30 protein-coding genes are annotated in these 26,340 nt (G+C 41.1%); 20 read left to right on the forward strand and 10 right to left on the reverse strand.

The window, feature by feature from the left end; all coding sequences use genetic code 11:
* Positions 1-14 precede the first annotated feature (14 nt).
* Complete coding sequence (locus ABZP31_RS04900; protein ID WP_005405476.1) at positions 15-689, forward strand: class I SAM-dependent methyltransferase; 675 nt, start codon at positions 15-17, stop codon at positions 687-689.
* Positions 690-727: 38 nt separating this feature from the next.
* Here ABZP31_RS04900 and trmB read toward each other — a convergent pair whose 3' ends face one another.
* Entirely contained in the window at positions 728-1,444 is a 717-nt protein-coding gene (trmB, locus tag ABZP31_RS04905; RefSeq protein ID WP_005014937.1) for a tRNA (guanosine(46)-N7)-methyltransferase TrmB, read from the reverse strand.
* Positions 1,445-1,706: 262 nt separating this feature from the next.
* Between trmB and ABZP31_RS04910 the strand changes: the two genes are divergently transcribed.
* A complete protein-coding gene (locus tag ABZP31_RS04910) occupies positions 1,707-2,318 on the forward strand; it encodes a glutathione binding-like protein (protein WP_005014936.1) in 612 nt (203 codons plus the stop codon).
* 48 nt (positions 2,319-2,366) lie between these two features.
* On the opposite strand, the gene ABZP31_RS04915 is transcribed toward ABZP31_RS04910, so the two are convergent.
* The 5 genes from ABZP31_RS04915 to ABZP31_RS04935 all read right to left on the reverse strand — a co-directional run bounded on the left by ABZP31_RS04915 (position 2,367) and on the right by ABZP31_RS04935 (position 5,123).
* The gene (locus ABZP31_RS04915) at positions 2,367-3,152 is read right to left on the reverse strand and encodes a thiazole synthase (protein WP_005405640.1); all 786 of its coding nucleotides are present in this window, start codon (positions 3,150-3,152) and stop codon (positions 2,367-2,369) included.
* 14 nt (positions 3,153-3,166) lie between these two features.
* Positions 3,167-3,364, reverse strand: a complete 198-nt coding sequence (thiS, locus tag ABZP31_RS04920) for a sulfur carrier protein ThiS (protein WP_005014927.1) — start codon at positions 3,362-3,364, stop codon at positions 3,167-3,169.
* Between the two features lie 16 nt (positions 3,365-3,380).
* Positions 3,381-3,746 carry a DUF423 domain-containing protein gene (locus tag ABZP31_RS04925; RefSeq protein ID WP_005014926.1) on the reverse strand — a complete coding sequence of 122 codons (366 nt, stop codon included), beginning with the start codon at positions 3,744-3,746 and terminating at the stop codon, positions 3,381-3,383.
* A gap of 133 nt (positions 3,747-3,879) precedes the next feature.
* Positions 3,880-4,749: an RNA polymerase sigma factor RpoH gene (rpoH, locus tag ABZP31_RS04930; protein WP_005014925.1), complete on the reverse strand. Its 870-nt coding sequence runs from the start codon at positions 4,747-4,749 to the stop codon at positions 3,880-3,882.
* 134 nt (positions 4,750-4,883) lie between these two features.
* A complete protein-coding gene (locus ABZP31_RS04935; protein WP_248114925.1) occupies positions 4,884-5,123 on the reverse strand; it encodes a sulfurtransferase TusA family protein in 240 nt (79 codons plus the stop codon).
* A 387-nt stretch (positions 5,124-5,510) separates the two neighbouring features.
* Here ABZP31_RS04935 and ABZP31_RS04940 point away from each other — a divergent pair, with 387 nt between their 5' ends.
* Together ABZP31_RS04940 and rhlB are read left to right on the forward strand one after the other, a co-directional pair.
* Complete coding sequence (locus ABZP31_RS04940) at positions 5,511-5,723, forward strand: cold-shock protein (protein ID WP_005014923.1); 213 nt, start codon at positions 5,511-5,513, stop codon at positions 5,721-5,723.
* A 101-nt stretch (positions 5,724-5,824) separates the two neighbouring features.
* Positions 5,825-6,976 carry an ATP-dependent RNA helicase RhlB gene (gene rhlB / locus ABZP31_RS04945; RefSeq protein WP_005014921.1) on the forward strand — a complete coding sequence of 384 codons (1,152 nt, stop codon included), beginning with the start codon at positions 5,825-5,827 and terminating at the stop codon, positions 6,974-6,976.
* Positions 6,977-7,034: 58 nt separating this feature from the next.
* On the opposite strand, the gene ABZP31_RS04950 is transcribed toward rhlB, so the two are convergent.
* The gene (locus ABZP31_RS04950) at positions 7,035-7,418 is read right to left on the reverse strand and encodes a hypothetical protein (protein ID WP_248134091.1); all 384 of its coding nucleotides are present in this window, start codon (positions 7,416-7,418) and stop codon (positions 7,035-7,037) included.
* A 208-nt stretch (positions 7,419-7,626) separates the two neighbouring features.
* Here ABZP31_RS04950 and ABZP31_RS04955 point away from each other — a divergent pair, with 208 nt between their 5' ends.
* The 12 genes from ABZP31_RS04955 to ABZP31_RS05010 all read left to right on the forward strand — a co-directional run bounded on the left by ABZP31_RS04955 (position 7,627) and on the right by ABZP31_RS05010 (position 20,029).
* Entirely contained in the window at positions 7,627-8,202 is a 576-nt protein-coding gene (locus ABZP31_RS04955; protein ID WP_248134093.1) for a nitroreductase family protein, read from the forward strand.
* A gap of 38 nt (positions 8,203-8,240) precedes the next feature.
* Positions 8,241-9,314 (forward strand): NAD(P)H-dependent glycerol-3-phosphate dehydrogenase, encoded by a 1,074-nt coding sequence (locus ABZP31_RS04960; RefSeq protein WP_005404217.1) that lies wholly within the window; start codon positions 8,241-8,243, stop codon positions 9,312-9,314.
* 67 nt (positions 9,315-9,381) lie between these two features.
* The gene (locus tag ABZP31_RS04965) at positions 9,382-9,837 is read left to right on the forward strand and encodes a histidine phosphatase family protein (protein WP_248087562.1); all 456 of its coding nucleotides are present in this window, start codon (positions 9,382-9,384) and stop codon (positions 9,835-9,837) included.
* Between the two features lie 31 nt (positions 9,838-9,868).
* On the forward strand, positions 9,869-11,011 hold the full coding sequence (gene gspL, locus ABZP31_RS04970) for a type II secretion system protein GspL (RefSeq protein ID WP_367156927.1): 1,143 nt from the start codon (positions 9,869-9,871) through the stop codon (positions 11,009-11,011).
* Positions 11,011-11,490, forward strand: a complete 480-nt coding sequence (gene gspM / locus ABZP31_RS04975; protein WP_005014909.1) for a type II secretion system protein GspM — start codon at positions 11,011-11,013, stop codon at positions 11,488-11,490. Before gspL ends, gspM begins: the two co-directional genes overlap by 1 nt.
* Positions 11,491-11,580: 90 nt before the next feature.
* Complete coding sequence (locus tag ABZP31_RS04980; RefSeq protein ID WP_010700201.1) at positions 11,581-12,585, forward strand: quinone-dependent dihydroorotate dehydrogenase; 1,005 nt, start codon at positions 11,581-11,583, stop codon at positions 12,583-12,585.
* A 3-nt stretch (positions 12,586-12,588) separates the two neighbouring features.
* Positions 12,589-13,176 (forward strand): CvpA family protein, encoded by a 588-nt coding sequence (locus ABZP31_RS04985; RefSeq protein WP_005014905.1) that lies wholly within the window; start codon positions 12,589-12,591, stop codon positions 13,174-13,176.
* Between the two features lie 24 nt (positions 13,177-13,200).
* Positions 13,201-14,739 carry an amidophosphoribosyltransferase gene (gene purF, locus ABZP31_RS04990; RefSeq protein WP_005014903.1) on the forward strand — a complete coding sequence of 513 codons (1,539 nt, stop codon included), beginning with the start codon at positions 13,201-13,203 and terminating at the stop codon, positions 14,737-14,739.
* An 80-nt stretch (positions 14,740-14,819) separates the two neighbouring features.
* Positions 14,820-16,709, forward strand: coding sequence for a M48 family metalloprotease (locus ABZP31_RS04995; RefSeq protein WP_005014901.1), 1,890 nt, complete (start codon positions 14,820-14,822; stop codon positions 16,707-16,709).
* A gap of 131 nt (positions 16,710-16,840) precedes the next feature.
* Complete coding sequence (locus ABZP31_RS05000; protein ID WP_005014895.1) at positions 16,841-17,512, forward strand: hypothetical protein; 672 nt, start codon at positions 16,841-16,843, stop codon at positions 17,510-17,512.
* A gap of 21 nt (positions 17,513-17,533) precedes the next feature.
* On the forward strand, positions 17,534-18,505 hold the full coding sequence (locus ABZP31_RS05005) for a D-glycerate dehydrogenase (RefSeq protein ID WP_005014893.1): 972 nt from the start codon (positions 17,534-17,536) through the stop codon (positions 18,503-18,505).
* 69 nt (positions 18,506-18,574) lie between these two features.
* Positions 18,575-20,029 carry a M48 family metalloprotease gene (locus tag ABZP31_RS05010; protein ID WP_005014892.1) on the forward strand — a complete coding sequence of 485 codons (1,455 nt, stop codon included), beginning with the start codon at positions 18,575-18,577 and terminating at the stop codon, positions 20,027-20,029.
* 18 nt (positions 20,030-20,047) lie between these two features.
* Here ABZP31_RS05010 and ABZP31_RS05015 read toward each other — a convergent pair whose 3' ends face one another.
* Both ABZP31_RS05015 and rpsU read right to left on the reverse strand, forming a co-directional pair.
* Complete coding sequence (locus tag ABZP31_RS05015) at positions 20,048-20,494, reverse strand: GatB/YqeY domain-containing protein (protein WP_005014888.1); 447 nt, start codon at positions 20,492-20,494, stop codon at positions 20,048-20,050.
* A gap of 34 nt (positions 20,495-20,528) precedes the next feature.
* Positions 20,529-20,744: a 30S ribosomal protein S21 gene (rpsU, locus tag ABZP31_RS05020; protein ID WP_001136722.1), complete on the reverse strand. Its 216-nt coding sequence runs from the start codon at positions 20,742-20,744 to the stop codon at positions 20,529-20,531.
* A 147-nt stretch (positions 20,745-20,891) separates the two neighbouring features.
* Here rpsU and tsaD point away from each other — a divergent pair, with 147 nt between their 5' ends.
* Positions 20,892-21,908: a tRNA (adenosine(37)-N6)-threonylcarbamoyltransferase complex transferase subunit TsaD gene (gene tsaD, locus ABZP31_RS05025; protein WP_005014887.1), complete on the forward strand. Its 1,017-nt coding sequence runs from the start codon at positions 20,892-20,894 to the stop codon at positions 21,906-21,908.
* A gap of 63 nt (positions 21,909-21,971) precedes the next feature.
* Positions 21,972-22,793, forward strand: coding sequence for an OXA-23 family carbapenem-hydrolyzing class D beta-lactamase OXA-23 (locus tag ABZP31_RS05030; protein ID WP_001046004.1), 822 nt, complete (start codon positions 21,972-21,974; stop codon positions 22,791-22,793).
* 104 nt (positions 22,794-22,897) lie between these two features.
* Here ABZP31_RS05030 and ABZP31_RS05035 read toward each other — a convergent pair whose 3' ends face one another.
* Positions 22,898-23,770 carry an ATP-binding protein gene (locus ABZP31_RS05035; RefSeq protein WP_005014884.1) on the reverse strand — a complete coding sequence of 291 codons (873 nt, stop codon included), beginning with the start codon at positions 23,768-23,770 and terminating at the stop codon, positions 22,898-22,900.
* Positions 23,771-23,943: 173 nt separating this feature from the next.
* Between ABZP31_RS05035 and ABZP31_RS05040 the strand changes: the two genes are divergently transcribed.
* Positions 23,944-25,452, forward strand: a complete 1,509-nt coding sequence (locus ABZP31_RS05040) for a DUF3336 domain-containing protein (RefSeq protein WP_005025427.1) — start codon at positions 23,944-23,946, stop codon at positions 25,450-25,452.
* Entirely contained in the window at positions 25,445-26,239 is a 795-nt protein-coding gene (locus ABZP31_RS05045; protein WP_017401266.1) for a protein kinase, read from the forward strand. Before ABZP31_RS05040 ends, ABZP31_RS05045 begins: the two co-directional genes overlap by 8 nt.
* Positions 26,240-26,340: the final 101 nt, after the last annotated feature.

Here is a 26,340-nt window from a genome sequence, read left to right on the forward strand (position 1 = left end):
AACAGGACCGAAGTATGGCAAAGGATTTTAATAGCTCCAAGGTTGTGAACACTTATAATGAGCACATCCGTAAACTGATTCCAGGTTATGAGTTGGTACATCAGCAAATTCAGGCTTTATTGAAAGCTTACATTGCCGGTAACCAAGTACACCTATTAATTATAGGTTGCGGTACTGGCTATGAGCTGGGTTATCTGCTTCAGCAATTTCCAGAGTGGAAATTTACTGCAATTGATATATCTGACACCATGCTTGATAAGGCCAAACAATATGTTCAACAGTTTGATGGCAATAATCGAGTAAATTTTATTCTGGGTGATATGAGTCAGCTAGATACTGGTCAGAATTTTGATGCAGCCTTATCTATATTAGTCACACATTTTATTAGTTATACTGAGAAATCTAAATTTTTAAAACAGATCTATGAGACCTTAAAACCAGGCGGAATGTTTATAACTTTTGATCTGGTAAAAATAGTATCACTGCAGGAAAAACTCAGCTTAAAGTATATATGTGAAAATAACGGTCTCAGTGAAAAGCAGACTGAAACCATGCTTCAACGTTTAGAGGGTGATTTTTTCGCTTTGTCTGAACAGGAGACTTTCCAGCTTTTAAAACAGGCTGGCTTTAGCCAAGTCAAAAGATTTACCCAGCTTTTATGTTATGAGGGGTTTATTGCACAGCGTTAAGCTGGCGAATACTTTAATTCACCAGCTTGTTTTTTCAATCATTGAATCTTTTTAAAAATAAAGTCATTAATTTTGTGGCCCGCTTCAATGCCACGGCGCTCAAATTTGGTTTGTGGACGCCAGTCCGGACGTGGATAACTATGACCTTTTCCTGCAAGGTTTTCCAGTCTAGGACGATTGTCTAGAACCTCAAGCATCCATTCTGCATAAGGTTCCCAGTCAGTAGCCGAGTGGAAGGTACCACCGAGTTCAAGCTTTTGTTCAACCAGTTCCATACGTTCATGAGCTACAAAACGGCGTTTGAAGTGGCGTTTTTTCTGCCAGGGATCTGGGAAATACAGCTGAATGCAGTTGATACTGTTATCTGGCATTTCACGCAGTACCTGAATAGCATCGGCATCCAGTAAACGCAGATTTTTTAGTCCTGCCATACCTGCTTCATAGACACATTGTGCTATACCGGGCACATGTACTTCAATCCCTATAAAATTACGCTCAGGATTGGCTTTGGCCATAAGCACTAGCGAACGGCCCATACCAAAACCAATTTCTACAGTCAGCGGGCGTTCAGGGTATTCAAAGTGTTGACGTAAGTCACCCACTGGATACTCTAAAATCAAATTACGATACTGTTCCAGAGCTGTGCGCTGTGAAGTATTTAGCGGTGAGGAGCGACGCATAAATGTCACAATTTCACGATGTTCAGGCAAATTGTCCAGTTCGGTAATTTGCGTTTCTAACTGATCGGTTGACATAATCTTGGCAGTACTAAAATCTGAAAACGCTATTTTAAAGACTGAAAAGGGCAAGTCAAATTTTTTGCACTCACTTAAGCTTAAAACATGCAGGTACTAAAAATAGCACTTTAAAACTTGAAAAATTATTGAATATTCTCAATATTGTATAAAGTAAATTTTATTTCAATATTTACGCTTTTTTGCAATTTATAACTTTGTTGACTTGAAAGTCTTTATGAAGCGTTTTAAAACATTATGAGTTAAATAACAAGGATCATATATGAAGCTTTATTATTCTCCAGGTGCATGTTCACTCGCAGCGCATATTATTTTAAATGAAATTAATGTTGATTTTGATTTAGAGCGAGTGAATTTAAAAACTCATAAAACAGAAAAAGGTACTGATTATTACGAAATCAATCCAAAGGGTTATGTGCCTGCGCTTGAGATCAATCCGGGTCTAATTTTAACTGAAAATGTAGCCATTCTTCCTTTTCTTGCCCAGCATGACCCAAAACAGGATCTAATTCCGCCATCAGGCATGGGACGTGCCAAAGTACTTGAATGGCTGGGATATCTGAATTCTGAACTGCATGACGCTTACGCTGTATTTTTTACAGGTAAACTGGGGGATGATGAAAAAGAAAAGGCCTATGCTGAAGTTGACCGACTACTAACGTATATTGACAATTATCTGGAAAACTGGGAATGCGATTACTTGGTTGATGATAATTTTGGTCCGGCTGATGCTTATCTATTTGTGCTCACCAACTGGTCAAATCATATTGAACATGACCTGAGCCCATATAAGAATATTGTGGCTTTACGCAACAAAATCGCAGAACGTCAATCTGTTCAGATTGCAATGCGTGATGAAGGCCTGATTCCTTAAGCTGATTGCTTTAAAAAAGGACTCATATTGAGTCCTTTTTTATTAATACTATTTAAAGAAGTAGCCCGTCTCTGGGGAGCTGGCATTTGCCATACGTTTACGTGGCATACGACCAGCCAGATATGCTTCACGGCCAGCTTCAACTGCTTTTTTCATAGCAGAAGCCATTACCACCGGTTGCTGTGCAGCAGCAATTGCAGTGTTCATGAGTACACCATCACAACCAAGCTCCATAGCAATTGCAGCATCACTTGCTGTACCTACTCCTGCATCAACCAGTACCGGGACTTTGGCATTTTCTTTAATAATCGAAATAGTATGAGGATTCAGAATTCCCAAACCTGAGCCAATCAGGCTACCAAGTGGCATAATCGCTACACAGCCCATACTTTCGAGTTCTTGGGCTACGATTGGGTCATCCGAGGTATAAACCATAATCTCGAAACCATCGTCAATCAGGGTGCGTGCAGCTTTTAGTGTAGCTGTAACATTCGGATATAATGTTTTTTCATCACCTAGTACTTCAAGCTTGACCAGATTATGTCCGTCAAGTAATTCACGTGCCAGCATACAGGTACGAATGGCACTATCAGCATCAAAGCAGCCTGCGGTATTCGGTAAGATCGTATATTTTTCTGGAGGAATAACAGAGAGCAGGTTAGGCTGATCTGGATGCTGTCCAATATTCACGCGCCGGATGGCAACAGTTACTATTTCAGCACCACTTGCCTGAATAGCCAAATCAGTTTCACTTAAGTCTTTATATTTTCCGGTGCCAACCAGCAAACGTGAACTGAATTGACGGGAACCAATAATTAAAGGGGTATCTTGCATGGAAGAGCTCCAGATTAGCCGCCACCGACAGCGTGAATAATTTCAATACGATCTTGATCCGAAATAGGGGTATGTTCCAGTTTGCTTTTAGGAATGATCATTTCATTCATTTCTACTGCAAAACGCTTACCCTCTAGTGCAAGTGACTGGACCAATTCTAAAAGGTTCTGGCAGGGCGTATGCATAAGTTCGCCATTTAAATAGATCTGCATACCATTATTTCCATTCTTATCTTAAATATTTAAATGCATTCCAGGCCAGCAATAACCATCCACCAATCATCAGCGCCCCCCCAATAGGTGTAATCGCACCAAGACCACGTGGAAGCCCTAGAGCCATAATATATAGTGAGCCACAAAACAGAAAAATACCAAACTGGATGAGCAGGAAACTGCCTTTAATTGGGAGTTGAGGCAAAGTCTTACTTATCACACCTAAAATCAATAAGCCTAAAGCATGATAAAAAAAGTATTCTGTTGCTGTGTGCCACCAAGCCAGTTGAGCTTCACTGGCACGAGTCTTTAAACCGTGTGCACCAAAAGCACCTACCATGACCGCCAAGGCAAGGTTGAGTGCGGAGATTGCAATCCACATAAGCCATAACCACCTGAAAAACTAGATGAACATTAACATAGATTTATATAGAGAATAAGGCTAATAAATAACAAAAATGAGAAACTAAAAAATAAGAAAGGGCAATAAATGCCCTTGGCTTTTGAGAAAATAATCAGGTTGCAGACATGGCAACCTTGATTTTTTCCATCGCATTTTTTTCTAACTGACGAATACGTTCTGCTGAAACATTATATTCTGCTGCCAGTTCATGTAGGGTTGACTTGTCATCATCGAGCCAGCGGCGTTGCAGGATATTCCGTGAACGGTCATCTAACTGATCCATAGCATTATGTAATGCCGAGTTGCTCTGTTCTTCCCAGTCCTCGTCTTCTACCAGACGGGCAGGATCATAGCGGCTGTCTTCCAGATAAAGCACCGGCGCCACATGACTAGATGAATCATCATCGTCATCACCTTGTGCCTCAAAAGCAGCATCATAGGCAGTAAGACGGCCTTCCATTTCCAGAACCTGCTCTGGTGTTACATTTAAATCATTTGCGATTGAGCGCGCTTCTTCGAGCGTTAACTTTTTACTGGACTTTTTTAAGCTACGCAGATTAAAAAATAATTTACGCTGTGCTTTAGTAGTGGCAATTTTTACAATACGCCAGTTACGAATAACGTATTCATGTATTTCGGCTTTAATCCAGTGAACTGCAAAAGACACCAAGCGTACACCCATGCTTGGATCAAAGCGTTTGACTGCTTTCATTAGTCCCAGATTACCTTCTTGAATCAGGTCACCCTGAGGCAAGCCGTAACCTGCATAACTGCGTGCAATGTGAACAACAAAACGCAGGTGCGACATGACCAGCATTTTCGCTGCATCTAGATCCTGATCATAATAATAACGTTCAGCAAGTTCTTTTTCCTGCTCGGCTGTTAAAATGGGGATCTGGTTAACGGTGCTAATATATGCACCGAGATTGACCCCTGGCGCAGATAATGACAGGGGCATCAATTGATTGCTGCTGTCACTCATGAGTTCTCCTTATAGGACGATAATCGTACCAATGCATTTATCTTAATCGGAAAGATTTCCATAATTAAGGAATATTGGGTAGAAAAATGTAAAGTTTTATACCTTTAACACTGTTTTATCTTAAAGGAAAATAATTAAGATTCAATTAAATAGTGGTATTCTTGAGCATGATTCTGAGTCAGTGTGCATTTAATCTGATGGAGCCGGCAGTAACGTACAATATCTATCTCGCTATTTGGATCGGAAGCTTTTAAAATAAACATAAATGGCGCCTTGGTTTGCTTTAAGGCCCGTTTTAACATTAGTAGTGGCATTGGGCAGGGCTGACCCAATGCATCGATTTCTACAGGGGTTGCCCCAAGAGTTTCGTTCATAATGTGAACTCAGGAAAAATTAGCTTTCATGAAAGGTATTTTAGCAAATAAAATCAGCTGACTGAATTTGCATTAGGAATCAATAGTAAAATATTTAAAAATAGAATTCAGTTCAATTATCATACAAAAACATAAACGAACGTAAAGAAGAATTCATTAAAAAAACTATTAATTGTCATAAACCCATGCTAAGCTCGTTGCGTACTTAGGGATTACCACTACCTAAATTGTGGTGAAACTTAAATATTTATGGATGTAACCGGGAATTTGTTAATAGTTTTACAGAATGATTACAAGCTTAGAAATAATAACTATTTTTAAATCTTGTTTGCTCTGCTGTTTGCAACACCGGAAGGTCCTTTAATTGAAGCAACTGAGGATTGACTTATGACAGCTCGTGAACAAGGCGTAGTAAAGTGGTTTAACGACACTAAAGGTTTTGGTTTTATTCAGCGTAACGGTGGTGATGACGTATTTGTTCATTTCCGTGCGATTATGGGTGAAGGCCATCGCTCACTACGTGACGGTCAACGCGTTGAATTCAGCGTAGTAAAAGGTCAAAAAGGTTTTCAGGCTGAAGAAGTGCAGCCTTTAGACTAATTCATCAATTTTGATTGATGAGAGGCGCTCCAATTTTCGTATTGGGGCGTTTTTGTTTATAATGAACGCCAATTTGGGTGATTAATAGTTAGAGCACGTATATGGCATCTGGTTTTGAAACCTTGAATTTACATCCGAAACTGAAAAAAGCGATTGATGCTTTAGGGTTCAAGGAAATGACTCCTATCCAGCAGAAGGTGTTAAATTATACCTTGGCTGGACACGATGCAATTGGTCGTGCGCAAACTGGTACGGGTAAAACCGCAGCCTTCCTGATCAGTGTAATCAATGATCTGCTTAATAATCCGATTAAAGAACAGCGTTATCGTGGTGAGGCAAGAGCCCTAATCTTGGCTCCTACACGTGAACTGGCTCTGCAAATTGAAAGTGATGCTAAAGAGTTAACCAAATTCACAGATCTGCATCTGGTTACATTATTGGGTGGCGTAGATTTTGATAAGCAGAAAAAGCAGCTTGATCAGAATTTTGTCGACATTATTGTGGCAACTCCAGGACGTTTGATAGATTTTGTAGAACAAAAAGAGGTTTGGCTGGACCAGATCGAATTTTTAGTGATTGATGAGGCTGACCGTCTGCTGGATATGGGATTTATTCCTTCAGTGAAAAGGATTGTACGGTTTTCACCTCGTAAAGAACAACGTCAGACTCTGATGTTCTCGGCTACCTTCAGTTATGATGTGCTGAACTTGGCTCAGCAATGGTTATTCGAGCCTGTTACAGTAGAAATTGAACCTGAAAAGAAAACCAATGCCGACGTTGAACAACGTGTGTATATGGTAGCGAACCGGGACAAATATAAGCTGCTACAAGAAATTTTACGTGATGAGCCAATTGAAAAGGTTATGATCTTTGCAAATCGTCGTGATCAGGTGCGCCGTCTCTATGATCATTTGAAAAAGGATGGTTACAAAGTCGTTATGCTTTCAGGTGAAATTGCTCAGGATAAACGGCTGAAAATGCTGGATCAGTTCAAAAATGGCAAGCATAACATCATGATTGCTACTGATGTGGCCGGACGCGGTATTCATGTTGATAATGTTTCACATGTTATTAATTTTACTTTACCTGAACAGTCAGATGATTATGTTCATCGTATTGGTCGTACTGGTCGTGCTGGTGCACAGGGTGTCAGTATCAGCTTTTTATCAGAAGATGATGCATTTTATTTGCCAGCCATTGAAAAAGCTATTGGACAGAAACTGCCACTTACTCGTTTAGACGGTTATTGTTAATTAAAGTGTTTAGATGAATTATCCCGGTCAATGTGCCGGGATTTTTTATGAAGCTTATTTATGAATTAGTGCGACAGTAAAACGTTAATACAGTCTGATAATCGTCGTCGCGGGAGATATCTGTACGGTTACCAGTAATCGCACCGAGCACACCAGCAGCAGCTTGTACCATTTGGCCAGTCTGCTCATCCACCACATCTTTGAGTACACCGTTATAACTGGTTTTCTCATCTACAACTACAGCAGTTGCTTTACTGCCACAAGTGCTGTTAGCTGCACTAATAGCATTATTTTTAGAAATAATATTGGTTTTACCAATTCCAGTCACTTCATACTGATTATTTTCCTTCTGAATTGCCAGACTGTTTTTTGGGGTGGTAGCACAGGCGGTCAGCATGAGCGAAGCCGCAAATAGGGAACCCAAACTTAGAATTTTTTTCATCATACACCCTAAAACTATTATTAAAAGATTGGAACTATTTGAGCATATTTACTCTGAATCGTATTGAACGGGTTGTATGGAAATTGAAGTTTTATAGATATTATTTGTGAAAGCTGTTAAAAGCGCTACTGGCAGATTATCTGTAACTCAATAAAATGAAAAGATTGTGCTAATCTAGTTTAATCTTGAATTTTATATTTAAAAATTAATGGCAGACAATACTGTAGAGCTGATTCATCAAAATATTCATCAGCGACAATCAATTGGGCATCTGGTTGAACCTGCTCCAAATGCAGAACAGCTTGAACTCGCCTTTCAGGCAGCATTAGCAGCACCAGACCATCACCGCTTAAAACCGACTCATTTTGTGGTTATTGCACCTGAGCAGCGCGAAACATTTGGGGAACTATTATCACAGGCAGTGGCTGATATGGGTACAATGGAAGCAGCACAGATTGAACGGGTAAAGAATCATCCTTTGCGTGCTCCGTTACTGGTCTTGGCGTTAACCCGTTTTCAAGATCACCCAAAAGTTCCTTATTTTGAACAAACATTAAGTTCAGGTGCAGCTATCCAGAACTTCTTGCTTTCCCTGCAAGCGCAAGGGTTTTCAACAATGTGGCGTTCAGGTGCTGTAGTAGAGTCCAGCTTGCTAAAAAAAGCTTTGAATTTGCGTGAACATGATTTAATTTCAGGCATTATCTATATTGGTACAGCAGCTAAAGCAATTGCACCGCGTACAGAGATAGATACACAGAATTTTGTAAGTTACTGGTCTGAATGATTTTGTTTCCATAGTATGGAACATGAAGGATAAAAATAATGTCAGAGTTGAAGTTTAGCGATCTGGTTGAACCTGTTGAAATTGACCGTAAAACTGCATTAAGAATCACTGTACTGGGTGGTGGAAGTTTTGGTACAGCTATGGCCAATATTTCTGTACGCAATGGTTGTGATACCAAGATCTGGATTCGCGATGAAGAAATTGCCCGGGAAATTAACCGGACACATATCAACCAACGCTACTTGCCAGATTATCCTTTAGAGAAAGAATTGCAGGCAGTATCTGATCTTGAAGAGGCAGTACGCGACCGTGATATTATTCTGGTAGCCATTCCAAGCCATTCTTTTCGGGATGTTATACAAAAAATTAAACCTTTTATCAGTGCGCAGGCAGTGGTTTCGCTTACGAAAGGAATTGAAGCTAAAACCTTTAGTTTTATGAGTGATATTATTCGTGATGAGTTGCCAGAAGTTCCTTATGGAGTGCTTTCAGGCCCGAACCTGGCAAAAGAAATTATGGCAGGTATGCCGGCGGGTACAGTAATCGCCAGCCACTCGGAACTGGTGCGTTATGCGGTACAACAGGCTTTGCATAGCGCTTTATTTCGTGTTTTTGGCAGTGATGACGTACATGGAGTAGAGCTTGGCGGTGCTTTAAAAAATATTTATGCAGTCGCGATGGGAATGGCGGCGGCCTATAATGTAGGTGAAAACACCAAAAGTATGATTATTACACGTGCCTTGGCTGAAATGAGCCGTTTTGCTGTCAAACTGGGTGCTAATCCTTTAACATTTTTAGGTTTGTCTGGCGTTGGTGACCTATTTGCTACCTGTAACAGTCCACTCAGCCGTAACTATCAGGTGGGTTTTGCTCTGGGTAAAGGTAAAACTTTAGAACAGGCTACGCAGGAATTAGGACAAACTGCGGAGGGGATCAATACTATCGTTCAGGTACGTACACGAGCACAAGAGCTTGAGGTATATATGCCAATCACTAATGCTTTGTATGAAGTTATTTTTGAAAATGCGCCGCCACTAACAATAGCCTTATCTTTGATGAAAAATGGTCATCGCAGTGATGTAGAATTTGTATTGCCACATAATCAGGTCTAATCATCAAGACGTATCATAAATGTCATGAAAAAACGTTATGATAAGTCTGAAGTAATGGGGATAATATATGCAATTGGTTCTGATTCGACATGGTGAGGCAGCCCATCCGCCGCAAGTAACTGACAGCAAGCGACCTTTGACTGAGCGGGGTCATACACAAGCTGAGGAAACTGGAAAATATTTGAAAGATCTGATACAGCCAGAGGTTTTTGTTGTCAGTCCGTTATTACGGGCACAAGAAACCTTGGTCCATATTCAAAAGAATTTCCCTGATGTTCCGGTACTGGTCTGTGATAAAATTAAACCAGATGATCAGGCAAAAGATGCGATTGACTGGCTAGCACAACTGCCTTACCAGTCGATTACTGTCGTGTGTCATATGAATGTTATTGCACATATTGCCGAGCAGCTTGTTCATGAGCCATTTCATCCTTTTGCACTGGCTGAAGCGCGAATTTATGAACTTCCCGTAATTGCAAATGGCTTGGCAGTCCAACAGCAGAACTTTATTCCAGTACATTAAAATAAATTAGAAAAATGGTAGATCAGACTTAATGTTGTATTTATGGATGCCAGAAGCCAATGGAGTTTGGCAATGGTCAAATGGGGATGCCTGGAGTGAGAGCTCGAGTCTTGAACAGCTGATTCAGGAAATTAAAATATATCAAGGTGAAGAAACAGTTGTTTTTTTCCCAAGTCGCGGGCTACAACTGCTTCAGCAGCAGATGAGTAAATCTCAATATAAGCAGCTTGGTACAGAAGGGGTACGCTATCTACTGGAAGAGTACGTAATACAGCCGATTGATCAGCTAAAAGTACTGCACTATTTTCAGGCTGCTGAAGAACGATTAACAGTCATGGGAATTGCACAGAATTTAGTAGAAACATTACTGCATTCACTGAATTTACTTCCTTTAAAAGTTGCTGCACTTTTGCCAGATTTTCTGGTTTTACCCCAGCCTGATCCCGGTGAAACTATACTTGCAAATATTCATCAGCGGTTACTTGCACGTGAAAATGAGTTTAGTGGCAATTCAATAGATGAGCTTGGAGTTTATCTTGAATTTATTCATCCGGAGACCCGTTTCCGTTGTAGCGGGCTGAGTCCAGATCAGCAAATAGTACTAGATGCAGTAACTACTCAAGAGCAGAGACAGTACTTTAGTTATCAGTTCGAGCCTATTAAAAAGCCTAAACAGCATCCCTTCAATATTTTGCCTAAAGCACAAAAAAGTGAACAGTTTTCTGGTTATTGGAAAGCTTGTGCAGCAGTATTTTGTGCCATTCTTATAGTACAGTTGAGTTATGATGTATTACGCTGGTCAAAATTAAAAAAACTGGCTGATCAGACTGCGATACAGGCAATTGACCAGTATCAAGACTGGTTTGGACCCAATAGCCGTATTACTGAAGAAAATATACAAAGTCAGTTTGAAAGCCAATTGCGTATGAGCCGTAGTGCAAATACTGAGGCACTGCAAATTTTGAGCCGGGTTGGCCCAATCTTGGCCCAGCAGCAGATTCTGGCAGAGCGGGTAGGATATGAGTCATCAATATTAAGTCTTGATTTGAAAGCCAGTTCATCTGAACAGTTGCAGGCACTTACCCAGCAGTTAAACCAGCAAGGTTTTAAAGCTGAACTTGGTAATGTACAAACCCAGGGGGCGGGAGTAATCGGTTTGGTGAAAGTACAATAATGAAAATATTTGAGAAAATAGACCATTCATGGAAAAACCTAGCTGAGCGTATAGAAGACTATCTGGACGGACTTTCTCTGCGCGAAAGAATCATGGTAATTTTTACCACAGTCTTTGTGCTGGTCACAGCCGTTGGATGGTCACTCTGGACCATGCATAAAGCTGCGGATGACCAGCAAAAACGTTTAAATGACCTCAAGGATCTTATGGTCCGGATGCAGACCAATGCAGTAACCATGAAACCAGCGGGAGAGTCGCAGCTGACGCCGGTAGAGAAGGTGCAGCGTATTTCTCAACAGCAGGGGTTATCAGCCAGTATCCAGGCCACCGGAAAGCAGCTTCAGATTTCAGTGCAGCATGATAATTATGCTGTATTAGCCAACTTCCTAACCCAAATGGCACAGATGGGTTTAAATATTGAAAAAATGGAGCTTATAAATCAAAACCAGCAAATCAGGCTCATTGTGACCGTGCAATAAGCTGTAAAAATAAACATAGTTCAGGCATAGCCTTTTATGTAACCTGTGCCTATAATATGGCAACTTGTAAAGCGGTAGATTTTTGCTGATATGTTCTATTCTCTGGCCCGCCCCATGTTGTTTTCGCTAGCACCAGAGCGTGCACATGAACTGACCTTATCATTGCTAAAATCAGCCCATAAGTTTGGAATTGGACATCAGACAGTTGCCCATAAGCCTGTGACCTGTATGGGAATCGAATTTCCCAACCCGGTCGGACTAGCAGCAGGTTTGGATAAAAATGGCGCTTATATTGATGCTTTAGCTGCATTGGGTTTCGGTTTTATTGAAATCGGAACAGTTACTCCACGTCCCCAAACCGGTAATGCTCAGCCACGTTTATTTAGGATTCCTGAGGCAAAGGCCATCATTAACCGTATGGGTTTTAATAATGATGGTGTTGATCGGCTGGTTGAGAATGTAAAAGCAGCGAAATATAAAGGCATTCTGGGAATTAACATCGGTAAAAACGCTGATACCCCTGTAGAAAATGCAGTTTCGGACTATCTGACCTGTCTTGAAAAAGTATATAATTATGCTTCTTATGTGACAGTAAATATTTCTTCCCCAAATACCAAAAATTTACGCGATCTGCAAAGTGGTCATGCTTTGACCGAGTTGCTTAAAACATTGAAAAACCGACAGCTTGAGCTCGCAGAGCAATATCAGCATTATGTGCCTCTAGTTTTAAAAGTTGCGCCGGATCTGAGCCAGCAGGATATTGAATTTATTGCTTCCCAGCTGGTTATCTTCAAAATTGATGGGCTGATTGTGACCAACACTACTTTATCCCGTGAAGGAGTAGAGGGTTTGGCCTGTGCAGATGAGAGCGGTGGATTGTCTGGTGCACCAGTATTTGAGAAAAGTAACCAGTGTTTGCAGGAATTTGCGAAAAGACTAAAAGGTCAGGTCGCTCTGGTGGGTGTGGGTGGGATTGTGTCTGGAAACCAGGCTGCTGTAAAACAACAGTATGGTGCCCAGCTTGTACAGATTTACAGTGGTCTTATCTATACTGGACCAAATTTGATCAAAGACTGTGTTGATGCCATGAATTAATTTATGAATACCATCGATATAGTTATCCTGATTATCCTGCTCATTGGAGGGCTCAACGGTTTGCGACAAGGATTTGTAAAGGCCTTTGCGAACTTGGTAGGATGGGTATTTGCACTGATTATTGGTGCAAAATATGCCAATATTCTCGCGCCTTCTATGGTGGTACTCAGTCATGATCCGGTGGTCCAGAAAATTGCCGCCTTTGCATTTATTGCCCTGATCATTGTTGTGCTGACTTGGATTGTCACTGCATTTCTGAATGGTATTCTGAAAACTTTTAAATTAGGTCCATTAAACCGTTTGGCTGGTGGAGCTTTTGGTTCGCTTAAAGGCCTGCTGGTAGTCTTGATTACTATGCAAGGCTTGGGCCCTTGGGTGGAAAGTTCTCCTCACTGGAAGCAGTCCAGACTGATACAAGCTTTATTACCTTATGCGCCTATGGCAACTGAAATTTCTAAAAATGTGGCGAATCATGCATTAGATGAAATGAAGTCTGAACAACAGCCTGCATCTTCTCCTTCTCGGCGTGAGTCCAATGATACAGCTGCCAGTGAGCGTTCAAACCATTCAACAAATAATCCTTTTTATTAATCCTAGCCTGTCTGCGAGGTTGTTATGTGTGGAGTAGTTGGTATAGCCGGTAAAGCGCCAGTTAACCAAATGTTGTTTGATGCTTTGACGATGTTGCAACATCGTGGACAAGATGCAGCTGGGATTGTAACCTGCCATGAAGGACGTCTTTTCTTGAGAAAAGATAATGGTATGGTACGCGATGTATTCCATACGCGTCATATGCGCGCCTTGCTGGGTAATTACGGCATCGGACATGTACGTTATCCTACTGCGGGTTCATCAAGTAGTGCCGAAGCCCAGCCATTTTATGTAAATTCACCTTATGGGATTACCTTGGCACATAACGGTAATCTGGTAAATGCAAAAGACATTCATGAAGACCTGTTCAAAACTGACTTGCGTCATATGAACACTGATTCGGATTCAGAAGTGCTGCTTAATGTGTTTGCCCATGAGTTACAGAAGAGTGGCAAGTTAGAGCCATGTGCAGAAGATATTTTCCATGCTGTAAGCCGTGTGCATGATCGCTGTAAGGGAGCTTACGGTGTAGTAGCCATGATTACGGGACATGGTGTAGTCGGGTTTCGCGATCCTAACGGGATTCGCCCTTTAATTTATGGATCACGTGAAACAGAAGAAGGTACTGAATATATTATTGCTTCAGAATCTGTGGCAATTACTGCGCTGGGTTTTAAAATCGAGCGTGATGTAGCACCAGGCGAGGCCATCTTTATTGATTCACAAGGTCAGCTATTTACCCAGCAATGTGCCAAGAACCCTTCTTATCGTCCATGTATCTTTGAATATGTTTATTTCGCACGTCCTGATGCCATTATTGATGGTATTTCGGTGTATAAATCCCGTTTACGCATGGGAGAAACACTTGCAGCAAAAATTTTGCGTGAATGGGGCGAAAATCATGATATTGACGTGGTGATTCCTATTCCAGATACCAGCCGTACATCTGCATTGGAGTTAGCTAATATTCTCGGGGTGAAATTCCGCGAAGGTTTTATGAAGAACCGCTATATCGGACGAACCTTCATCATGCCGGGGCAGCAGCAGCGTAAGAAATCTGTACGCCAAAAATTAAACCCGGTTGAGTTGGAATTCAAAGGCAAAAATGTCTTGCTGGTAGATGACTCAATTGTTCGCGGTACTACCTGTAACGAAATCATTCAGATGGCACGTGATTCTGGAGCCAAACAGGTCTTTTTTGCTTCGGCTGCACCAGAAGTTATGTATCCGAATGTTTACGGGATTGACATGCCAGCCAAATTTGAACTGATTGCGTCAGGCCGGAGTGTTGAGGAAGTGCGTGAAATTATTGGTGCTGACCGTTTGATTTTCCAGGATCTGGAAGACTTGAAAGATGCGGTTCGTACTAAGAAAGTTCCTCATCTGACCGAGTTTGATTGCTCTGTATTTGATGGTATATATGTGACAGGCAATATTGATGAAATTTATCTGGAAGATCTGGAAAAATTGAGAAACGATATGGCCAAAAAGGGTAAAGACCCGTATATCGATGTCAATATTGATGCCGCTTCTGTTGATTTGACCGGAATCAGGGAAGAGTAAGCGCAAACACGTTAAAAAGCGGGTCTTGCCCGCTTTTTTACTTTAAGATAGGCAAAACAATGTAATTAGGAAATTTTACATTGAAAGACGTCAGCCATTATTTAATTACTAATAAAAATATGATGTGGTCCATGAGCATTTGTCTGCTTGCGAGCATCTTAAGTATATTTATTCTCAATAGCCTGTTGGGTCTAATAGTTCATTTTTTTGATCCTGAACAAGCTGTCATGTGGCATGTATTCAGCCCTTATCTGATCTTATTGTTATTACTGGTAATGGGTGGTTCGGTTGCCTATGAACGCTATGTATTTCGTTCTGGGGGGCATACGCTTGCTAAACAGCTAAAAGCTCGGCGTCTTAATCTGATTGAAAGCACACCTGAGGAAAGTGTAGCCATTCATTTAAATGAACATTTGGCACAAAAGTTCATGATCAATCCTCCAACTTTATATGTGCTGCCGGATGAGATCGGTGTAAATGCTTTAACCGCTGGCTTCCATCCCCAAGATATTGTAATTGTGTTGACATGGGGAGCATTGCAAAACCTCGATGAGCTAGAACTTTATGGGTTACTCAGTCATGAGTTTAACCAGATACTTTCTGGCGAAACAGCTGAAAATACCCGGCTTAAGATCGTTTATAGTAGCCTGACTACTTTTAGCCAATGGGGGAGTAAAATTGCCAAATTGGGGTTTCGAAAAACTACTATTAATAAACGTCACCAATTTGAAACAACGTTTGTCGCAATAGGAGGTATTATCTGGCTGGTTGGCAGTTTGGGCGTGTTGGTGACTCGTCTGATCAAATATCTGACTTTAGGTGGACGTACCTTCCGGAATGATTTTAAAACCAAGCGTCTCATTCAAAACGATGCCAATATTCAGACTTTACTCCGAATTTATGTGCATCATGCAGGTTCACAGATTCATAGTGAATATTCAGAATCAATTGCCCATATGTGTTTTGCCAACTCATTGAGTCCGCAGAGCTGGATGAATATTCATCCCAATATTGAAGAAAGAATTTATGAACTAAATCCTGCCTTACTACAAGACTTGCAGCTTGAAAACCTGAAAAAGCTGCGTAGCCAACCATTTTTTAGCCTGTTTCGTTCTCTAGAAGAAATTAATGGAGAAGTCTACAATCCTTGGACTTCTCCACAACCGCTACCTTTATTACGTTTGTCTCCTATCAGCTTTGCTATTAATGATGCAATCAAACCTCTCAAGCCTGAAATACGTCGTGGCATGAAGCGCCCCGAGCTGATCCAGCGTGCTATGTTGACTGCTACTGGGTCAAGAGAAGTTATGGTTGCGATCTTGATGATTCGTCAATATCGGGAATTTATTCCTAAAGAAGCTGAAGTTAGCCGTGCAATTGTGGATGCATTGCTGAATCTGGACGGTCGTGTACATATCCAGATTTTTTTAGAGGCCTGTAAAAATATTGGTCATATGCCCGCATCTATTGCCCGTCAATTTCTAACCCGACTGGCAAAAATTATTCAAGAAGATGGCGAAATTGGACTACTCGATGCTTTATTGCTCGAAAAAGTTAAATATGAGCTAAATCTGATGCCTTTGCACATGCCTGTATCTTTAGAAGACGCTAAACCGCAGATTGTACGGCTGGTCGACGCACTATTGCATGTACAGCAGATTAATAGTCCAAACCAGCTAGATGTGCGATATAGAATTTTACAGCAGGTTCTTACTCTGGATGAGCTGTCTTTATATGAAGAAATTTCTGATGAGCCGCTCGATTTGGCAGAGATTTTAAATGATATTGCGGGGCTATTACTGCGTGACCGGTTAAGTATGCTGGGAATTGCCGAGCTTTGCCTGTGGCATGACCGGATTATTACCCAAGATGAGCTCGATGTACTAGAGTTGCTCTACTGGCGATTGGGTTTTGAAACCAGAGAAATTATTGACCAGATGCAAAAGAAGAATAGTGTCATGATTATTTGAAACTGGTGACGATTTTATTAAATCAGAATATGCACCATGATGAATGAATAAAATATCTGAACCGGCCAGAAACTACAGCAAAGCATATAAAAGCCCGTTAGAATAGCTTTCAGGAAAATTAGGGTAGTAACATGATTGGGCATGAGCGGAAAATACTGGCAACTTTAGGAATTGATGTCTGGATTCCTCGAGGTACTGTATCAGCACGCCTTGGCAATACACCAATCTGGCGTGATCAGACAGCACGGGTTGAGCCGTTACATTTTCATGATCATGTAAAAGATGTTAAGCCTGATTCTGCTACAGAAAACCTGCAAAAAAAAATCACGGATATTGTTGAGCAGGTAGCTGTTGATAAACTACCACCCCAAGCTGAAAAAGAGCACCTGTCAGCAGCTTCCAAGGATGCAAATGCTGTAGAGGCTGTCAATCCTATAGTAGAAGTTGAAGCTTTTAGTGTGCAGGCTTATAGTTTGGCGCACTGTACAATTTTAATAAATGCTACCCGTCTAACTGAGCCGCAGCAACAGCTATGGTTAAATATTCAGCGTAGCTTGTCAGGACAGTATAGTTTGCTGGAATGGCCTTTCCCATTGCCCAATTTTCAGGATAATCGTGGTGTAGGTTGCTATGTACAAGGTTTTATTGATGCTATTGCCTATGAAAAATCAGTGTTAAGCCTAGGTGATATTCCATATCTGAATCATTCAAAAGTTATCCGTTTAGCCAGTTTGCAGGAAATGCTGGATAAACCGTTACTGAAGAAACGCCTGTGGCAATTTATGTATAAAAAGATGGAATAGCAGAGAAATAGGAATACAAAAATGGATAAAAAGCGCGTAGTCGTATTTAGCCAGATTGATCAGGCCATTCTTGAGCGTTTGCAACAGCAATATGAAGTTCAGGTATTAAATCCTAAATCAGGTGATATTAATGAGCAAATCCGTCAGGCAGTAACAAATGCTGATGGCATGATTGGTTCGGGACGAGTGCTGAATAAATCTAACCTGGCGAGTGCACAGCAGCTTAAGGTTATTTCAACTGTAAGTGTTGGTTATGATAATTATGATGTGGATTATCTAAACCAGAAAAAAATCTGGCTTTCAAATACTCCGCATGTCTTAACAGAGACTACTGCTGATTTGGCTTTTAGTTTATTGATGAGTGCAGCACGCAGAGTACCTTATCTGGACCAATGGACCAAGCAGGGTCAGTGGAAACGTACGGCGGGTACTGAGCAGTTTGGTCAAGATATTTTTGGCAAAACTTTAGGTATTATTGGTTTGGGGAATATTGGTGCGGCAGTCGCACGTCGTGGACATTATGGTTTTAATATGGATATTCTGTATCATAACCGCCGTGAGCAACCTGAACTTGCCCAGCCTCTTGCAGCAAAATATTGTTCAATGAGTGAACTGCTTCAGCACTCTGATTTTATAGTCATGGCAGTCGACTTAAATCATGAATCTAAAGCTCTCATCGGCCAGGCAGAATTTGATCAGATGCAATCCCATGCTGTATTCGTCAATATTGCACGTGGTTCAGTTATAGATGAAGCAGCACTGATCAATACTCTAAAACAGAACAAGATTTTTGCTGCCGGTCTGGATGTTTATAGCAAAGAACCTTTACAAGAATCTGAACTTTTTAACCTGTCGAATGTTGTTACTCTGCCTCATGTGGGTTCTGCAACTGGAGAAACCCGTAAAAAAATGGCCGAGCTGGCTTATCAGAACTTGGTACAGGCTCTAGAAGGCCAAATTCCACGGTATCTGGTTAACCCTGGCTTTAACTAAAGCTTCATAACACTTCACTGCATTTTTCTTCAATATTGAGTGTTATATTAGCTAAAGATGAATTCAGCTATGGAATCAAGATTGAAAAAGTTTTTGCTTGCAGCAGGACTGAGCAGTCTGACCACTTTCAGTCCAGCACTTACTTTTGACGCTCCTTCTTCATTTGGTCAGGTAGAAGTACCTGATATTGGTGGAGGAGTAGGGTTAATTGATCAGCAGCAAGAACGCTTCATTGGTGAAAAAGTTTATCGTGAAGTTCATAAACAAATGCCGGTCATGCAAAACCCCTGGCTTGAAGACCAGTTATATTCTATTTTCACCCGTATTTTAAGTCAGACTCAAGCAGGGCAGCCAATTGGACTAGTACTAATTAAAGATTCTCAAATTAATGCTTTCGCTGTGCCGGGCGGGCTGTTTGCAATTAATACGGGGATGGTAACTTCCGCCCGTAATATTGATGAGGTGGCAGGGGTGATGGCGCATGAGATTGCGCATGTTACCCAGCGCCATTACAGCCGTTCTAAAGAGGCATTTAAAGGCCAAGGGCTGCTTGCACTGGCTGGTGTTTTGGTGGGAGCAGCCATTGCTTCACAGGCTGATGGAGAAGCAGGCACAGCAGTTATGCTCGGTACTCAAGCTGCCTTAATGGATAAACAGCTAACCTACAGCCGCAACCAGGAACGTGAAGCAGACCGTATAGGCATGCAATATATGTACTCGGCTGGCTACAATCCACAAGGCATGGCAGATTTTTTTGAGCTGATGAACCGTTCTACTAGCCGTGTCAGTTTTATGCCAGACTTTTGGCTCACTCATCCCTTAACCTCACAGCGCATGAGCGAAGCAAGACTACGGGCTAACCAGTTGCCTAAAGTAAAAAGTAGTTTATCTGACCCTGATTTTGAAATTGTTAAGCTTTATACTGCGGTGGTCGCTCATCAGGCAACTGAAAATCAGCTGTCTATTTTGGCAAAACAGGGCAGCTTTGCAGGCCAGTTGGCGTTAGCTGCATTTTATGAACAGCAGGGCGATTATGGTCAGGCACAAACAGCATTAAATCAGGCAAAAATGGCAAACCGTCCACATCCGCTGATTTCTCTTATACAGATTGATATTTATCTTGGACAAAACAAGATAGATCTGGCTTTAAATACAATTAGCCCGTTACAGCGCATCATGCCAGAAAATCGGTCATTAGCTTATAAACTGGCTGAAGTACTAATCCGGCAACAGCAGCCAAAACAAGTAATTAAACTGGTACAGCGCTTTACTAATAATAATCCAAGAGATGTATATGGATGGCATTTAATGCAACAGGCAGCTGCACTTGAGCCGGCTTCAGCCTTAAAAGCTGTGAATGTATTACGTTATCGTGCTGAGGTGGAATACTGGAGTGGAGAAGAAGAAGCGGCAATTAAGTCGATGTTGCATGCACAGCGACTGGCAAAAAATAATAATGCGATGTCTGCCAGAATTGATGCGCGATTAAATCAGATGCAACAGGAGCGCCAATTAAAAATCTAAATGATAGAAACCAGGGTGTTAAGAAAGCTTGGCCTTGATTTTGCCTGAAACAGCAGAAGGGTCGGCACGTCCGGCTATGATCGGACGTAGAGAATTCATCACCTTACCCATATCTTTCATGCTAGTCGCTCCTTGAGCAGCAATTGTTTGCTCAATGAGAGAATCAAGTTCTTCCTCAGTCATAGCTGCTGGTAGAAATTGGGAAATAATCTCAATCTCGGCTTGTTCTTTACTAGCTAAATCTTCGCGGCCAGCGCCCTGATAGGCTTTTACTGACTCTTTACGTTGCTTGATCTGTTTCTCAATGACCGCAAGAACCTGAGAATCATCAAGCTCTTTGCGTTCATCAATTTCGATTTGCTTGATGGCTGCCTGCAGACCACGAAAAACAGTCACTGTTGCCATAGCTTTGGCACGCATTGCAGTTTTCAATGCATCAGTAATCTGTTCTTTTAAAGTAGTCATAATATTTTCCAGGCAGTAATCAGTCACAAATTAATTAGTAAAGGCGAGTAGTACGTACAGATTCACGAGCCAGTTTTTTCTGGTAACGCTTAACTGCAGCAGCTTTTTTACGCTTACGTTCTTGAGTTGGTTTTTCGTAGAATTCACGCTTACGAACGTCAGCAAGAACACCTGCTTTTTCGCATGAACGTTTGAAACGACGGATAGCTACGTCTACTGGTTCGCCTTCTTTCAACTTAACTTGTGGCATGAAGAATCCTCTAAGTTTATGGATAAGTACACAGGCAGGATTGCCCGCATACACAAGTGAAGGCCATTATTTTACTCATTTACTTCTCATACCACAAGTCTATAATAGTTTCTGCATTATTTTTTCGCATTGGATAAAGGCAGTTTAATGATTGTTTTAGGCTTGGAAACTTCTTGTGATGAAACCGGATTGGCTCTTTATGACAGCGAGCAGGGTTTGCGTGGGCAAGTACTTTATAGCCAGATCAAGCTGCATGCAGAGTATGGTGGAGTAGTGCCGGAGCTGGCTTCACGGGATCATGTACGCAAGCTGATTCCGCTTTTAGATGAGCTGCTGATACAAAGCGGTGTTAAAAAGACTGAAATTGATGCAGTTGCCTATACCCGTGGGCCAGGTTTAATGGGCGCGCTAATGACCGGAGCACTTTTCGGACGTACTCTGGCATTTGCCTTGAACAAACCGGCAATTGGGGTTCATCATATGGAAGGCCATATGCTGGCGCCTTTACTTTCAGATACTCCACCTGAATTCCCATTTGTCGCGCTTCTGGTTTCAGGTGGGCATTCCCAGTTAATGGCAGCTTATGGTATCGGACAATATGAATTACTGGGTGAGTCTATTGATGATGCCGCCGGTGAGGCTTTTGATAAAGTCGCGAAAATGATGAATCTGCCGTATCCGGGAGGACCCAATATTGCCAGGCTTGCCCAGCAGGGTAATCCGACTGCATTTGATTTTCCACGTCCGATGTTACACCAGGGTCTGACCTTTTCATTTAGTGGCTTAAAAACTGCTGTTTCGGTCCAGCTTAAAAAAGTTGAAGGCCAAAATCGTGAAGCCGATATTGCTGCCAGTTTTCAAGAAGCTATTGTCGATACTTTAGTAAAAAAATCAGTCAAGGCATTAAAACAGACCGGGTTAAACCGTTTGGTAATAGCAGGTGGTGTAAGTGCAAACCAGCGTTTACGTGAACAGCTGGAAAGCAGCTTAAATAGAATTAAAGCTTCAGTTTATTATGCTGAGCCTGCACTCTGTACAGATAATGGTGCCATGATTGCATTTGCTGGTTACCAGCGTCTGAAAGCAGGACAACAGGATGACTTATCTGTAACCACTACACCGCGCTGGCCAATGACAGAGCTGACTCGTCCGGCAGAAATATAATTTGGTTTAATTAAGGAAGAGGCTTTTGCCTCTTTTTTATTTTCTATTGATCTGGTGTTTAAAATGAATAAATATTTTACTTGCTATGTGGTTGCTTCTCTTTTTCTTTCTGGTTGTACGGTTCAGCATAATTTAATAAATGAAACCCCGAGTCAGATTGTTCAAGGACATAATCAGGTGATTCATCAATACTTTGATGAAAAAAACACCTCAGGTGTGCTGGTTATTCAAACAGATAAAAAAATTAATCTATATGGTAATGCTCTAAGCCGCGCAAATACAGAATATGTGCCAGCCTCTACATTTAAAATGTTGAATGCCCTGATCGGATTGGAGAACCAGAAAACGGATATTAATGAAATATTTAAATGGAAGGGCGAGAAAAGGTCATTTACCGCTTGGGAAAAAGACATGACACTAGGAGAAGCCATGAAGCTTTCTGCAGTCCCAGTCTATCAGGAACTTGCGCGACGTATCGGTCTTGATCTCATGCAAAAAGAAGTAAAACGTATTGGTTTCGGTAATGCTGAAATTGGACAGCAGGTTGATAATTTCTGGTTGGTAGGACCATTAAAGGTTACGCCTATTCAAGAGGTAGAGTTTGTTTCCCAATTAGCACATACACAGCTTCCATTTAGTGAAAAAGTGCAGGCTAATGTAAAAAATATGCTTCTTTTAGAAGAGAGTAATGGCTACAAAATTTTTGGAAAGACTGGTTGGGCAATGGATATAAAACCACAAGTGGGCTGGTTGACCGGCTGGGTTGAGCAGCCAGATGGAAAAATTGTCGCTTTTGCATTAAATATGGAAATGCGGTCAGAAATGCCGGCATCTATACGTAATGAATTATTGATGAAATCATTAAAACAGCTGAATATTATTTAAGAGCTTGACAGAAACTCTAATTTTATAAAAAGCCCATTTGAGATAAATGGGCCTTTTATAATCTGACTAATAATGAAACCTGTTAATTTTTCTAGTTTAAAATTTTACAGTGCTTTTAGTTGTTGTGATCCAATCCAGTGTTTAGAGAACTGATAGGCGGCACGTCCTGACCGTTGACCACGTGCCTGACACCAGCGTAGGGCTTCAGCATGGGCTTCGTCATTCATTGGCATATCTGTTTTAGCAAGATAGTGTTCTACAATGGTTAAATACAGGTTTTGATCCATTGGATAGAATGAAAGCCACATTCCAAAACGATCCGAGAGTGAAATTTTTTCCTCAATGGCTTCTTGTGGATGCAACTCGGTATATTGCGGTACATCTACACGAGTCACTGGCGTGTTCTCATGCATAAATTCTGGTAACAGATGTCGACGGTTGCTGGTTGCATAAATAATAAAATTACTTGAACCTGACTGTAATGAGCCATCAAGTACACTTTTTAAGCTGCGATAGTTTTCATCTTCAGCATTAAAGGCCAGATCATCGCAGTAGACAATGAACTTTTCCGGACGCTTCTGGATGAGCTTCTGGATTTCAGGAAGATCGGACAGATCATCACGTTCAATTTCAATTAAACGTAATCCTTGATCTTTATACTCGGTTAAAAGGGCACGGACAATTGAAGATTTTCCTGTGCCGCGTGAACCAGTAAGGAGAACATCATTGGCTGGCAGATTCTGCAAAAATTGTCGTGTATTTTGAATAATTTTTTCTTTTTGTCTTTCGATTCCTTTCAGGTCATCTAAATAGATTTGTTTCGGTTCGAAAATGGGTTTAAGTTGTTTATCCTGCCATTTATAAGCCGGAGCAGAGAAGTCTGTCTGCTGTTTAAGCTCAGGTAAAAATTGCTGGACCTGCTGTAATACGGTAGAGAGAGTTTGAAGTATATTCTCTGGTAGAGTGAGGTTTGTCATAATTTTTCAGGTGTTATCGAAATAGCTAAATAGTAGCACTAGCAATACCGTAAATAGTACTACAATATCAAAAAGGCCAATGAATTATAGTTTTTTGCAATTGATTAGTGGCGAAAAAGATCAGATATTCTCAATAAAAACTTTGAGCACAAATATCAAAGGATAGGCACATAATGTTAAAAGAATTAACTCAAACTATTAATCCGCATCAGGCATATCGGGTTAAGAAATTAAAACATCAGCTGGAAGGGGCCGAATCCTATGAAGAGTGGAAATCTGTTGCATTAAAACTTGATGAAGAAACCGGTGCTCAAGAATGGAAACTCGACAATAGCTCTCCTTATTTTGATGCAGAGATTATTTCACATCGTTTGAACCTGCTTAAAAAATATCGCCTGCAGCAGCGTACTTTAGACCTAGTCGCTATTTTACGTGAAGGCTTAAGTTATGATATTGCGAACATTGGCCATCCAATGTTGTTTACCGCAACGTATATTGGTACTAAAAAAATAATTGAAGATTACATTGAGGAAATGAGCGCAAGCTTGGCTTATATTGCCTCTAATGAATGTCATAGCTTTAGCCTGAAAGAAAAAATAGACTTTTTTGAAAACTGCCAGATTGCTTATGGACAGCCCGTACTCATGTTTTCAGGCGGCGCTACTTTAGGGTTATTTCATACAGGGGTCTGTAAAACCCTGATTGAACAAGATTTGATGCCCAAAGTGCTGTCAGGTTCGAGTGCAGGCGCCATTATGACTGCCATGCTAGGGGTTTCTTCGCCTAATGAACTAGAAAGTATTATGAGTGGAGAGAGTTTTTTTACCGAAGCTTTCCATTTTCGTAAACTGACTGATGTACTCAAAGGTAATGGCGGTCTGGCTGATGTGCGCTATCTCAAGCAGTTTCTGATGGAAAATCTTGGAGACCTGACTTTTGCTGAAGCCTATGAAAAATCCGGTCTACACATTAACGTTGCTGTGGCACCATATGATGCAACACAAAATGCCCGGATTATGAATGCCTATACTGCACCTAACTTGCTGGTCTGGAGCGCTGTATTGGCTTCCTGTGCGGTTCCAGTTCTTTTCCCACCGGTACGATTGACCAGCAAACGCTATGATGGTCAATATACCCAATATATGGGCAATACCAAATGGGTAGATGGCAGTGTACGCAGTGATTTCCCACAAGAAAAAATGGCCCGCCTGTATAACCTGAATTATAGTATCGCCAGTCAGGTGAATCCGCATGTTGTGCCATTTATGCAAAGTGATGAAAACCGCTATCGTAAAGATGTTCTGAGCTGGCCCGAACGGATTGTACGGCGTCAAGGTAAAGTGATCGCTATGGGAATGATGGATTTTACTCGTGAACGCTTAGGTGCAATCCAGCCTGTGCGCCGGTTGCTTGATCACGGCTATGGCATTATTGGACAACGTTATTATGGCGATGTAAATATTATCGCCAAATATAATTTACGTCATTATAGCTATATGCTGAAGAATCCGCGACCACATCTGTTTAAGCTACTACAGCGCGAAGGAGAGCAGGCAACCTGGCCTAAAATCTCCATGATTGAAATTCATGCCCGTATCGGAAAAACAATTCAGCATTGTCTGGAGCTTCTACATTATCAAGAAACTCAACAAGAGAAAAGTCAAGATCATGCAGATGCCTGATCTTGAGAATTCATTTGAAAGCCTGATTCTGCGAAATGGCCTGTCAAGCCAGAGGTTTGGCCGCCGTTTATATCATTTGAGCCAAAACGGAACACCGTATTGGCTCAAATTCCAACTGCCCAAAGTGCAGCCCGAATATGAAAAAGGATTTTTACATGAACTGCAAATTTATCGAAGGCTGGGAAAATTAGAGCCAAGTATTCTTCTGCCTGCACGTATCATTGAGTTAAATCAGATTGCAGAATTTAGCTACTTAAAAGGAGAGGGACTAATTCTGCCTCACGGTGATTACTGGTTGGGTCAGCCTGCACAGCAACTATCTTTTGAACAAGTACAGCAGAAAATTTTTGCAATGTTAGGCTGTTTGCAAATTTTGCATCAAACTGGCTGGATTCATGGTGACTTAAAGCCACAGCATTTTTTATATTGCCATAATCAGCTCACTTTAATTGATTTTGAGCAGAGTCAGTCGGTTACACAAGTTCATAAGACCACCGCATTGAATGCTACACCACGCTATATGGCGCCAGAACTGTTTCATGGAGAAATAAAAACGGTTAGAACTGATTTATATGCACTTGGAGTTATTTTATATGAGTGGTTAAGTGGCCAACGTCTAAGTGCCAGAAATTATCAGGATTGGGCAGTGCTACACTGTCAGACGTTAAAAATAAGATTACCAGACGCATTTATGCCATTTTTTCCGCTTTTAAATGGCTTGTTAAGCAAATATAAAGATCAGCGTTTTCAACAGGTAAATGAAGCGCTCTATTATTTGAAATATTAGAAATGTTTCAAAAATATACATAAGTTTTTGATTTGTTTTTTATTTAAGCAAACGCTAGGTTTTTTCATAAAAAGGGCTTGTCATGATTCTGTCTTCTCTAT

The sequence above is a fragment of the Acinetobacter sp. FL genome (assembly GCF_040744925.1).
GTDB classification, from domain to species: domain Bacteria; phylum Pseudomonadota; class Gammaproteobacteria; order Pseudomonadales; family Moraxellaceae; genus Acinetobacter; species Acinetobacter radioresistens.